Origin of the sequence: Vibrio penaeicida (assembly GCF_019977755.1) — a bacterium.
Classification (GTDB): Bacteria; Pseudomonadota; Gammaproteobacteria; order Enterobacterales; family Vibrionaceae; genus Vibrio; species Vibrio penaeicida.
In genome coordinates this window covers 1,409,037-1,421,353 of record NZ_AP025144.1, presented here as the reverse complement: position 1 = coordinate 1,421,353, position 12,317 = coordinate 1,409,037, and the positions used below count along the sequence as shown (strand labels likewise).

12 protein-coding genes are annotated in these 12,317 nt (G+C 43.1%); 6 read left to right on the top strand and 6 right to left on the bottom strand.

Annotation, left to right across the window (positions count from 1 at the left end; translation table 11 throughout):
- Nucleotides 1-249 precede the first annotated feature (249 nt).
- Complete coding sequence (locus LDO37_RS06660) at nt 250-495, top strand: DUF2498 family protein (protein ID WP_126606000.1); 246 nt, start codon at nt 250-252, stop codon at nt 493-495.
- A gap of 45 nt (nt 496-540) precedes the next feature.
- On the opposite strand, the gene aroA is transcribed toward LDO37_RS06660, so the two are convergent.
- Nucleotides 541-1,821: a 3-phosphoshikimate 1-carboxyvinyltransferase gene (gene aroA / locus LDO37_RS06655; protein WP_126605999.1), complete on the bottom strand. Its 1,281-nt coding sequence runs from the start codon at nt 1,819-1,821 to the stop codon at nt 541-543.
- A gap of 151 nt (nt 1,822-1,972) precedes the next feature.
- Entirely contained in the window at nt 1,973-2,428 is a 456-nt protein-coding gene (locus tag LDO37_RS06650) for an outer membrane lipoprotein (protein ID WP_126605998.1), read from the bottom strand.
- A 34-nt stretch (nt 2,429-2,462) separates the two neighbouring features.
- Between LDO37_RS06650 and aat the strand changes: the two genes are divergently transcribed.
- The 3 genes from aat to infA all read left to right on the top strand — a co-directional run bounded on the left by aat (nt 2,463) and on the right by infA (nt 4,189).
- On the top strand, nt 2,463-3,188 hold the full coding sequence (aat, locus tag LDO37_RS06645; protein ID WP_101112291.1) for a leucyl/phenylalanyl-tRNA--protein transferase: 726 nt from the start codon (nt 2,463-2,465) through the stop codon (nt 3,186-3,188).
- Nucleotides 3,185-3,886, top strand: a complete 702-nt coding sequence (locus tag LDO37_RS06640; RefSeq protein ID WP_126605997.1) for an arginyltransferase — start codon at nt 3,185-3,187, stop codon at nt 3,884-3,886. The genes aat and LDO37_RS06640 overlap by 4 nt, the downstream gene beginning before the upstream one ends.
- Before the next feature lie 84 nt (nt 3,887-3,970).
- On the top strand, nt 3,971-4,189 hold the full coding sequence (gene infA / locus LDO37_RS06635; RefSeq protein ID WP_001040192.1) for a translation initiation factor IF-1: 219 nt from the start codon (nt 3,971-3,973) through the stop codon (nt 4,187-4,189).
- Nucleotides 4,190-4,256: 67 nt separating this feature from the next.
- Here infA and LDO37_RS06630 read toward each other — a convergent pair whose 3' ends face one another.
- The 3 genes from LDO37_RS06630 to clpS all read right to left on the bottom strand — a co-directional run bounded on the left by LDO37_RS06630 (nt 4,257) and on the right by clpS (nt 8,130).
- Nucleotides 4,257-5,294, bottom strand: coding sequence for a serine hydrolase domain-containing protein (locus LDO37_RS06630; RefSeq protein WP_126605996.1), 1,038 nt, complete (start codon nt 5,292-5,294; stop codon nt 4,257-4,259).
- Between the two features lie 195 nt (nt 5,295-5,489).
- On the bottom strand, nt 5,490-7,766 hold the full coding sequence (clpA, locus tag LDO37_RS06625; protein WP_101112288.1) for an ATP-dependent Clp protease ATP-binding subunit ClpA: 2,277 nt from the start codon (nt 7,764-7,766) through the stop codon (nt 5,490-5,492).
- Between the two features lie 43 nt (nt 7,767-7,809).
- On the bottom strand, nt 7,810-8,130 hold the full coding sequence (gene clpS / locus LDO37_RS06620; RefSeq protein ID WP_101112287.1) for an ATP-dependent Clp protease adapter ClpS: 321 nt from the start codon (nt 8,128-8,130) through the stop codon (nt 7,810-7,812).
- A 426-nt stretch (nt 8,131-8,556) separates the two neighbouring features.
- On the opposite strand from clpS, the gene cspD reads away from it, so the two are divergent.
- Complete coding sequence (gene cspD, locus LDO37_RS06615; RefSeq protein ID WP_167404702.1) at nt 8,557-8,778, top strand: cold shock domain-containing protein CspD; 222 nt, start codon at nt 8,557-8,559, stop codon at nt 8,776-8,778.
- 138 nt (nt 8,779-8,916) lie between these two features.
- On the opposite strand, the gene LDO37_RS06610 is transcribed toward cspD, so the two are convergent.
- On the bottom strand, nt 8,917-11,145 hold the full coding sequence (locus LDO37_RS06610; RefSeq protein WP_126605995.1) for an NADP-dependent isocitrate dehydrogenase: 2,229 nt from the start codon (nt 11,143-11,145) through the stop codon (nt 8,917-8,919).
- 428 nt (nt 11,146-11,573) lie between these two features.
- Here LDO37_RS06610 and LDO37_RS06605 point away from each other — a divergent pair, with 428 nt between their 5' ends.
- Nucleotides 11,574-12,248, top strand: coding sequence for a pseudouridine synthase (locus LDO37_RS06605; RefSeq protein WP_185829693.1), 675 nt, complete (start codon nt 11,574-11,576; stop codon nt 12,246-12,248).
- Nucleotides 12,249-12,317 lie beyond the last annotated feature (69 nt).

The window sequence follows — 12,317 nt, the reverse complement described above, 5'->3', positions numbered from 1 at the left end:
CATGAGATTAGTCATAGACTAGAGAAAATGGTGGATTTCTGTAATGGCTCACAAAAAAGAGACGATTTCACATTACTGTATCTCTACAACAACGCCAAAATTCGGTAGAAAAAAGAAAATTGTTCACCTCCTTTGAGCCAAAACAAGTTAACCTCCCCAAAATTCTTGCTAATTTATGCCATATTGATATACCCAAAGAACCTCAAGGTACTTGGTTATATCCTTCCCTCATCTATATTAGAGGTTTCCATGAGTTCAAAAAAAATCATTTCAGAGTTTGACTTGCTGCTCATCGCCAACAGCATTATCCAAGAGCACGAAGAATATATAGAAGGCATGCGCGCAAATTCGGTCATCGAAAAAGATGGCGTTTTGATCTTCAAAGGCGAATACTTTCTAAATGAACAAGGTCTCCCAAGTGAGCATACGCCTGCCGTTTTCAATATGTTTAAGTTACTCGCTCACCAATTGTCCAAAGAATTTACTTTAAAATAAAAAAGCCCCAGCAAGAATGCTGGGGCTATATAAATCACGCTCAATTTACTGACTTAAACCAGCCAGCTTATCGAAGTAATCTGGGAAGGTTTTTGATGTGCACTTAGGGTCGTTAATCGTCACTGGTGTATCGCTCAGTGCTACCAATGAGAAACACATAGCCATACGATGATCATCATATGTATCAATGGCTGCGTGCTTAAGGTTGGGCGTTGGTGTGATGATGATGTAATCTTCACCTTCTTCCACTTCAGCTCCTACTTTACGCAGCTCTGTCGCCATTGCAGACAGGCGATCCGTTTCCTTCACACGCCAGTTATAGACATTGCGAATAGCCGTTGTTCCTTCCGCAAATAGTGCTGCCGTCGCGATAGTCATTGCTGCATCAGGTATGTGGTTGAAATCTAAGTCCACAGCTTTCAATTCACCTCGTCGAGACACCACGTAATCGTCGCCCCACTCGATTTCAGCACCCATTTTTTCAAGCGCGTCAGCAAACTGAATATCACCTTGAATGCTGTTTCTACCAATACCAGTCACCTTAATTTCACCACCTTTTATCGCTGCTGCGGCAAGGAAGTAAGAGGCGGAAGATGCATCGCCTTCCACTAAAAAGTCGCCAGGTGCCTTATAAGACTGTCCTGATGGAACAACAAAGGATTGGTAATCATTGTTGATAACATCCACGCCAAACTGCTTCATAATATGCAGTGTAATATCGATATACGGCTTGGAAACAAGCTCACCAATAATATCAATTTTAATGTCACCTTCTGCTAAAGGTGCTGACATTAAAAACGCGGTTAAAAACTGGCTGGAAATCGACCCATCTATTTTTACGGTGCCACCTTTTAACCCAGTACCTTTAATTTTTAAAGGTGGGTAGTTTTCGTTTTCTAAGTATTCGATATCTGCACCAGCAGTCTTAAGCGCATCGACCAAATGACCGATTGGTCGCTCTTTCATTCTTGGTTCGCCAGTAAGTACATACTCTCCGCTCCCCAAACACAACGCTGCCGCCAGTGGACGCATTGCAGTTCCCGCATTTCCTAAAAATAGTTCCTGAGCATTTTCAACATTAAAACTTCTGCCCAGACCTTCCACTTCACAGACGGTGTTGTTGTCTGAAAGCTGATAACTCACACCTAACTTCGTCAATGCATTCAGCATATGGCGAATGTCATCACTGTCTAACAAATTGGTTAGTCGAGTTTTACCAGAAGCCAAAGCGGCTAATAGCAGGGCACGGTTTGAAACACTTTTTGAACCAGGTAAGTTAACCTCACCAGAAACGAGAGAAATGGGTTGTAACGTAAGGCTTTCCATTGATGTTGATTATTCCTGCATAGTCTCACACATCCGAGTGCGAGTTTTTATTTTTCGTACTCGCAGACTAACCAAAAACAGAGTGCTTTGCTAGCACCTGTTAGCCTTACAAACATGCTTTTAATTTCAGCGAACTTAAGAGGGAAATACCTTAGTAAGCAATGTCTACCCGAACTCCGTTATCAAAGTACAAAATTCTTACCGAGTCTCCGCGTTGAAATAGCATATTGGAGTCAACATCTTGTATCACATTGACGAGCTCCCCTTTATCTGTATCTATCAGAATTTCAACTAATTTATGCTCTATCCTATAAATCTGATTAGACCTGTCATGTGCGATACCCGCACCTGCAACCGCACCCACTACAGTGGCAACTTGCTTACCCGTCCCACCGCCAAATTGGTGCCCAATCAACCCACCTATTGTTGCGCCGGCCAATGTTTGCCAACCACTGGATTTTGATTCTACAATCTGCTGCTCGGTGATATAACGAATACTGTCTACTTTGCCATAAACCACTTCATTTACGGTTCTTGCCTGATTTCTTTGGTATTCAGCCTGCACAAAAACAGGAATAATTAATAATATTAGCAATATTTTTCTCATTATAATTCCTCCAAATTCTGCCAAAATAGTTGATATGAAGATTTTTCTACCTGAACTTAGCACCGATCGACAAAGCTTTCCCTCAACCAAAGAAGCATTGGACAACCCTGATGGCTTGATGGCAATGGGGGGAGACCTTCATCCCGACCGACTACTTTCAGCATACCAGCAAGGCATTTTTCCTTGGTATAGCCACAATGAACCTATTTTGTGGTGGAGCCCTAGCATTCGTGCAACCTTCGATCCTAAGACATTCAAACCAGCGAAAAGTCTCAAAAAATATTTTCGCAAATCAGGCTATGAAGTTTCCATTAACAAAGCCACCAAAGAAGTTATTACCTTGTGTGCAGAAACAAGGTCACCTGAAGAGACTTGGCTGGTTGAAGAAATGAGAGATGCCTATAAACGTCTGGCTTCACTGGGTCATGTTCATTCCGTGGAAGTTTGGCTCAAAGGTCAGATTGTAGGTGGATTATATGGGGTGGAAATTGGACAAGTCTTTTGCGGAGAGTCTATGTTTAGCATACAGCCAAATGCTTCAAAAGTGGCTCTCTGGCATTTTTGCCAACATTTTCAACGTAATGGAGGAGCGTTGATTGATTGCCAGTTAATGAACGCGCATTTGCAATCTTTGGGGGCTGCTGAATGTAGCCGAGCTGATTTTATTGATATGTTGGAAATTCTAAAAACAAAAAACGTATCTAAGCAATGCTACCAACCCCAAATACTTGAAAGTCCGATTTCAGGGGAGTTGTCGTGAACCAGAAAGATCAAACTCTAATCCGCATTGGGATGACAGAGTCCCATGATTGCAGCTATTTAGACGAGCATCAGGAACGCGTTGCAGTAGTTTTAGATGACGTATTGCACACTTGCTCCGGTTATGAGCTCCTTATGGCCAATGGGTTTCGCCGAAGTGGGAATGCCATCTACAAACCTCAGTGTGATCAATGCAATGCCTGCCAATCGCTCAGAGTCGCAGTCTCAGATTTCAAACCATCCAAAAGCCAGAAACGGCTATTAAACAAGGCGAAAAACGTCGAGTGGAAGATGAAGAACTCGCTCGATGAAGAGTGGTTTAATGTGTACGAACAGTACATTATTGAGCGCCATCGTGAAGGAAGCATGTACCCTCCTAAAAAACAGGATTTTTCCGATTTCGCACAAAATGAGTGGCTCAATACTCAATTTTTACATGTCTACGAAGAGGGCAAATTGATAGGGGTCGCTGTAACCGACGTGATGTCTAACTGTGCTTCCGCTTTTTACACCTTTTATAACCCCCACTCTGAACTGTCACTTGGCACATTATGCGTGCTCCTTCAGTTGGAATACTGTCAGAAAAGCGGCAAGCAATGGCTGTATTTAGGCTATCAAATCGACGAATGTCAGGCTATGAACTACAAAGTGCGCTTTCATCCTCATCAAAGGCTAGTAAATCATCGGTGGCAGGGGTAGAATACGCCGCAACTTTACTTTTTATTGTTTTAACGGCAAAATTCGTTCGTTGAAAATTTCAGCCAAATTTCTAAAGAGGATTAAATGGCCAAAGAAGACGTAATTGAGATGCAAGGCACGGTTCTTGACACTCTTCCTAACACTATGTTCCGTGTTGAACTTGAAAACGGTCACGTAGTAACTGCACACATCTCCGGTAAAATGCGTAAGAACTACATCCGTATTCTTACAGGTGACAAAGTAACTGTTGAGATGACTCCATACGACTTGTCTAAAGGCCGTATCGTCTTCCGCGCTCGTTAATTTTCGAGACACACAAAAAACGGAGCACTATGCTCCGTTTTTTGCGTTTGCCTCCACGGAATCTGATTCACAACAATTGAGACACCAATTGCGTCAAATCGAGTATCTGGTGACCTTGGTTATAGTTGCCCCCCGTGGTAACAATAACGGCCCTTTTACTAGGTATAACAATGATGTATTGCTCTCCATGCCCCATTGCAGCATAAGCCGATGAATGTTGGGGCAGCTGCCAAAAGTGCATTCCATAACCTAAGACACCTCGATTAAACTCGCTCTTTTTGATCAACTGAACCCATTCAGAGTCAATAATTTGTTTGCCTTCCCATTGACCATTATTTAGCAACATCAGTCCAAATTTGCCCATGGATTCGCTGTCAGTCATCAACCCCCAATCCGCTCCCGGCTCTCCTGAGCCCAATTGATTGATCCACCGATAATTGCTGATCCCAAGTGGTTCAAATAGCTTCTCGCGCATAACCGTCGCAAATGGCTTATCGTAGATACGCTCTATCACTTTTGAAAGCCCAATCGTAGATAGCCCGCTGTAACAGAATTGACTTCCTGGCTCAAACCGTAACGTCGTATTCAGAAACATTTCTTTCAAATCTTTTGCTGCATAGTGCCTCTGAAATGGGTTTCCAATACCGTAAGGCATCGCGTGTTCGTTGAGTGCGTAGCCCGTAGACATATTGAGTACATGCCTCACCGTTATCGCCATTTTGTCTTGCGTATCTTTGTTTTGGTATTCAGGAAATAAACTAAAAACAGGGACATCGAGACTGGCTAACCGCCCCTCATCAATAGCCATGAAAATGAGCGTTGCGACAAATGATTTTGTCACCGAATGAACATTGTGGAGCGCATCACGACCAACTGGCATATTTGAGGTCTGAATATGACCATATCGCCCTCCCCCCTCTCGAAAAATTTCAACCAACTTTTCATTGTTCTGCCATACCACTAAGGCGTGGATGCTGTTTGCTTGGTTGTTTTTGATTCTTTCAACGATGCCTGAGAAATTTTCTGGAGCCAAAACCACCTGTGTTTTATTTCCACCGCAAGCGGCAAGAACAAAACCCATCATACATATGTAAAGCCAACGCATAAGGAATTCCTTATTTTTCTTATCGTTACCTCAAGCGTTACATAAAAAACATAAAGATTGGATTAAAGACGAATGAAGTTTTTAAACAATGGGAGAAGGTTTGAAAAACAATGAGGAGGAATGAAAAGCAGAAAGGATATGGGAATAAAAAATGCGCCCTTAGAGGCGCATTTAGAGTTAACAATTTTCGTTCAATTAATGAGGAACTGCTTCTTTCTTGTTCTCATAATGGAACACCAACTCATCATCTTTTAGAGTTACCTTAACGGTTCCCCCATCAACTAGCGAGCCAAACAGCAACTCATTGGCAAGCGGCTTCTTGAGGTTCTCTTGAATCACCCTAGCCATTGGTCTCGCACCCATGGTCTTGTCGTAGCCTTTGTGTGCTAACCAGTGGCGAGCATCTTCTGACACTTCCATAGAAACACCGCGTGAATCAAGCTGCGCTTGAAGCTCAACAATAAACTTATCAACGACTTGGTGAATCACACTTTCATCTAGGCTGTTAAACCAAATGATGTTATCCAAACGGTTACGGAACTCAGGAGTGAATACTTTCTTAATTTCACCCATTGCATCATGGCTATGATCTTGCTGAATCAAGCCAATAGACTTCTTAACCGTCTCGGCAACGCCAGCGTTGGTTGTCATAACCAGAATCACATTACGGAAATCCGCTTTGCGTCCATTGTTGTCTGTTAGTGTACCGTTATCCATAACTTGTAGCAGCAGGTTAAAGATATCTGGGTGTGCTTTTTCAATCTCATCAAGCAATACAACTGAATGAGGATGTTTAATCACAGCATCAGTCAACAAGCCACCTTGGTCATAACCAACATAACCAGGAGGTGCACCAATCAATCGGCTCACAGAATGACGTTCACCGTACTCAGACATATCAAAGCGCAACAACTCGACGCCTAATAGCTTGGAAAGCTGAACCGTTACTTCAGTTTTACCGACACCAGTAGGACCAGCGAACAAGAACGAACCAACAGGTTTGTTGTCTGCACCTAATCCTGCTCGAGTAAGCTTGATTGCTTCACTCAATACTTCGATTGCAGGGTCTTGACCGAACACCAACATCTTCATTTTTTCATCAAGATTCAGCAGGATATCTTTGTCTGAAGAAGATACGGATTTTTCCGGAATGCGAGCCATTTTGGCAACCATATTCTCAATATCGGAAACACCCACCGTCTTCTTACGACGACTTGCCGGAGCCAGACGGCTACGTGCACCTGCCTCATCAATTACGTCTATTGCTTTATCGGGCAAATGGCGCTCATTGATGTATTTGGCTGAAAGCTCTACCGCAGCACGTAAAGCCTGCTTGGTGTAGCGAACTTCATGGTGAGCTTCGTATTTAGGCTTAAGACCAATCAAAATCTTAGTCGTATCGTCCAACGAAGGTTCTACGATATCGATCTTCTGGAATCGGCGTGAAAGCGCTCGCTCTTTTTCAAAAATATTGCTGTATTCTTGATACGTAGTGGAACCGATGCAACGAAGCTTGCCACTGCTAAGGAGTGGTTTAATCAAATTAGCGGCATCAACTTGCCCACCAGATGCGGCACCTGCCCCGATGATAGTGTGAATTTCATCGATAAACAGAATCGCGTCTTCTTCTTTTTCTAGCTGCTTAAGTATTGCTTTGAAGCGTTTTTCAAAGTCACCGCGGTACTTAGTACCAGCAAGTAAAGAACCGATATCCAAAGAGTAAATAACGCTGTCTTTGATCACTTCTGGCACTTGGCCTTCTACAATTCTCCAAGCCAGCCCTTCAGCAATTGCCGTTTTACCTACACCCGCCTCACCAACCAGCAGTGGGTTATTTTTACGGCGTCGGCAAAGTACTTGTATCGTACGCTCAAGTTCTTTATCTCGACCAATAAGCGGGTCAATATGCCCTTGTTTTGCAATCTGATTTAGATTAGTTGCAAAGTTTTCTAATCGTTCTTCAGAGTTGCCATCTTCCGATGAAGACTCTTCACCAAATACATTAGAAGACGAATCTTCTTCACCATTATTTTGCGGTGATTTACTGATTCCATGCGAAATGTAGTTAACGATATCTAAGCGGCTAATGTCATTTTTCTTGAGTAGATAAGCCGCGTGAGACTCTTGCTCGCTAAAGATAGCAACCAATACATTCGCACCCGTTACTTCACTACGCCCTGAAGACTGGACGTGGAAAACAGCACGCTGCAATACGCGTTGAAAACTTAGAGTAGGTTGAGTTTCTCTTGTCTCATCGTTTTCTGGAATGAGAGGTGTTGTTTGATCGATAAATGTATCAAGCTCCTGACGAAGAACGTCCAGATCAGCTTGGCATGCTTTTAGTGCTTCTTTTGCAGCGTCGTTGTCGAGTAGCGCGAGGAGCAGATGTTCAACGGTCATGAATTCATGGCGTTTGTCTCTCGCACGAGCAAAAGCACTGTTAAGGCTCGACTCTAGTTCTTTATTTAGCATAAGTACCTCCCCAAAAGAACAACCTATGTTGCTCAAGCAAGCTTTATGCCTGCTCCATTGTACATAACAGCGGATGCTCATTCTCTTTCGAGTGCACAGTGACTTGCGCCACCTTTGTCTCCGCAACTTCGGCAGTGTAAGTACCACAAATTGCTTTCCCATCGTAATGCACTTTGAGCATCACTTGTGTTGCTTTTTCTATATCCATTGAAAAGAAACGTTCGAGTATTTCAATCACAAAATCCATTGGCGTGTAATCGTCATTGTTGAGAATAACGTTGTACATAGCCGGTGGTTTTACTTGTGTTTTTTCTTTCTCCAGTAAATCCGAGTCTGGAGTGACCCATTGATATTGCTTGCTCATTTTTTTGTCGGTTTTTAGGAGGATTGAGACTCAAGGATGTTACTCAAATTTCACCCTCTACTTAAGACTAATGCACCAATTGTATCCCTGCAAATAAAACATTGCTATTGGAGTTATTCAAACTTTAGAGAGATTTTTTATTGAGGAAAATATCACTTTAAATATCCACAACAACATTATTGTCAATATGCACTCTAGTTATAATTTTGTTAATCTCAAAAATGAAATCTTTGTCAAATTGTTAGATTTTATTACTGCAAACTATTGACTGGGCTCATTCATTGACTAAATTGTGTTCTTGGTGGCTAAAATTTTAGCAATTGCTGAATTGATAGCCATAGCAGTATGATGCAACAATATTGATAGATACAGCTGCGTCGACGTAAACAACATCAGTTACTAAAAAATGCATGAGGGATGTATAGCATGGCTACAGGTACAGTGAAGTGGTTTAATAACGCCAAAGGATTTGGGTTTATCTGTCCGGAAGGAGAAGAGGGCGATATTTTCGCGCACTACTCAACAATAAAAATGGACGGATACCGTACTCTTAAAGCTGGACAACCAGTCAACTACGAAGTTGAGCAGGGTCCAAAAGGCTTCCATGCGAGCTCTGTAATTCCAATTGAAGGCGAACCAGCCAAATAATCGAAATTCGGAGTATAAGAAACCCGCTGACGCGGGTTTCTTTGTTTTTATACCCTAGCGACTTTAAACAGAGCATGGGTAAAAGCTTTAAATTAATGGCTGCAACACATAGGATTGCAGCCTTTTTCTCTCTTCGCTTTATACCGCGTCAACGATACTGTTCAACAATTCGCTTGGACGCATTAGTACAGATGCTTTCGCATCTACAGGTGCAAAATATCCACCAAGCTCACCCGCAACGCCTTGGGCATCGTTAAGTTGCTTAACGATCGTTTCTTCGCCTTCAGCCATTTGCTTCGCAATAGGACCAAATTGCGCAGACAACTCAACATCGTCTGACTGTTCAGCCAATGCTTTCGCCCAGTATGACGCTAGGTAGAAATGGCTACCACGGTTATCTAGCTCACCCACTTTACGTGAAGGTGATTTGTTCTTATCTAGGAACTCTCCTGTTGCCTTATCCAGAGCATCAGCAAGAACTTGTGCTTTCTTGTTGCCCGCTACCGTGCTCAAATGCTCGAGAGACGCAGCCAGTGCAAGGAATTCGCCCAATGAGTCCCAACGTAGGTGGTTTTCTTTTTCTACTTGCTGAACGTGCTTAGGTGCAGAACCACCAGCGCCTGTTTCAAATAGACCACCGCCGTTCATCAACGGAACAATAGACAACATTTTTGCAGAAGTACCCAGCTCTAAAATTGGGAACAAGTCAGTTAGGTAATCGCGAAGTACGTTACCCGTTACAGAAATAGTATCTAGACCGTCTTTAATACGAACCAAAGAGAATTGAGTCGCTTCAAGTGGCGCTAGGATCTTAATTTCTAAACCAGAGGTATCATGCTCAGGCAAGTAAGCATTTACTTTCTTGATTAGCTGCGCATCGTGAGCGCGGTTTTCATCAAGCCAGAAAACAGCAGGAACACCAGTAGCACGAGCACGGTTAACCGCCAATTTCACCCAATCTTGAATCGGAGCATCTTTCACCTGACACATACGGAAGATGTCGCCTTCTTCAACATCCTGTTCAATTAGCACGTTACCAGCCGTATCGACAACACGTACTTGACCCGACGCTTTCTGAACAAATGTTTTATCGTGCGAACCATACTCTTCCGCTTTTTGTGCCATCAAGCCAACATTTGGCACGCTGCCCATTGTTGTTGGGTCGAAAGCACCGTTTTCTTTACAGAAATCGATAACGGCTTGGTAAACACTTGCGTAGCTACGATCTGGGATCATCGCTTTCGTGTCTTTTAGCTTGCCATCTGGCCCCCACATTTGACCAGAAGAACGAAGCATTGCTGGCATAGAAGCATCAACAATCACATCACTTGGTACATGTAGGTTGGTAATGCCACGGTCAGAGTCAACCATTGCAAGGGCTGGGCGAGTCGCATAGACCGCTTGCAGCGCTGCTTTAATTTCTTCTTGTTGCGCTTCTGGTAGTGACGTAATTTTCGCGTACACATCGCCAATACCGTTGTTTACATCAACACCAATTTGTTCAAACACTTCTTGGTATTTTTCGAAAACGTCTTTGTAGTAAACACGAACAGCATGACCAAAGATGATAGGATCCGAAACCTTCATCATGGTTGCTTTCATATGAAGAGAAAGTAGAACGTCTTGCTCTTTTGCTTCTTCAATTTCTTTCTCGAAGAACGAAACCAATGCCGCTTTGTTCATTACAGAAGCATCAATGATTTCCTTGTCTTGCAAAGGAAATTCACTTTTTAGTACATCGATGTCGCCGTTAGCGCCAACGAATTCAATACGTACGCTCGTTGCACCATCAATAGTGACTGATTTTTCGCTACCAAAGAAATCGCTGTCGCTCATGCTAGCAACGTGAGATTGAGAGTCTGCACTCCAAGCGCCCATTGAATGCGGGTTTTTCTTTGCGTAATTTTTAACAGAAGCAGGCGCACGACGGTCAGAGTTACCTTCACGTAAAACCGGGTTAACGGCGCTGCCTTTGATTTTGTCGTATACCGCTTTAACGGCTGTTTCTTCGGCTGTTTTTGGCTCTTCCGGGTAATTTGGAAGTGCGTAGCCTTTGCTTTGAAGCTCTTTAACCGCTGCTTGTAACTGAGGTACAGATGCGGAAATGTTAGGCAGTTTAATGATGTTCGCTTCAGGCGTTTTTGCCAGCTCACCTAGCTCAGTTAGAGCATCGCCGATACGTTGCTCTTCCGTTAAGTAATCAGGGAAGTTAGCAATAATACGCCCTGCTAGTGAGATATCTCTTGTTTCGACGTTGATATCAGATGATGAAGTAAACGCGCGGATAATAGGCAGTAGCGAATAAGTTGCCAAAGCGGGCGCTTCATCAGTGATTGTATAAATTATAGTAGGCTTAGTTGTTGGCATGAAATTTCCCTATATATCTGACAGTCTCTATTGGATGAGAAATAGGTCTGCATGAATGTATCGCCAGTCAGTCCGTACTACATCCTCCTATGGCTGACCGCGATTGTTTTCCCAAACTCCTTTAAGAGTCATTGACTCTATAGTGTTTCTATTCTAGTTCAACCGATTACCTGTACCGGTAATTCTGACCAAACAGAAAACACTGGTTTGGTATCACGTACACATCCTCATTTATCGTAATAATGGAAAGGGTGTAGCGTCTGTATCCTGTAGCGGATACCGTACTCACGTAAAACTAAACAACTCTGATTGTTTAGTCTATCATTCAGTTCGTGATTCCTGTTTTTTGGCGCGCAAATCATAGCCTAATCACAAATGAAGTTAAACTTTCACCCACAGTTCGTTTACATTTTTGCAAGGTAGTTAACATGTCTTTTCGCTCTCGCAGCGTAAAATCAAAGAGTTCTGGTGCTTCTCGCACGTCATCTTTTAAAACAAATGCCAAAGTTCGATCAAAAAAATCGCATAAAACACCTCATAAAACCAACAGTGTGTCAGCAGAAGAGCGTAAGGTACTTCTGTTTAACAAACCGTTTGACACGCTAAGCCAATTTACAGATGGGGAAGGCAGAAAAACGCTAGCGGACTATATATCAGTAAAGGAAGTGTATGCGGCAGGTAGGCTAGACAGAGACAGTGAGGGTCTTATGGTGCTTACTAACGACGGAATCTTGCAAGCCCGATTGACGCAGCCAAAATCAAAATCCCCTAAAACCTATTGGGTTCAGGTCGAAGGCTCGCCAGCAGAGGAAGATCTCGAAAAGCTAAGAAAAGGTGTCGAATTGAAAGATGGCATAACATTGCCCGCAAAAGTAGACATCATACCTGAGCCCAATGTATGGGAACGCCACCCACCCGTTCGCTTCCGCGCTTCTATTCCAACGACTTGGCTTGCGATTACCATTGTAGAAGGAAGAAATCGTCAAGTACGCCGAATGACAGCCAATATAGGCTTCCCTACTCTTCGCTTGATCCGTTATTCCATGGGAGATTGGAACGTAGGCGACTTACAACCAGGTAAATGGAAGTACGTCTCCGTATAGGTCGTCATTTCGAGATATTGGTGAAGTTTTCAGCAAGTACACCGATTGCTTTTTGTGATTTAACTCTCG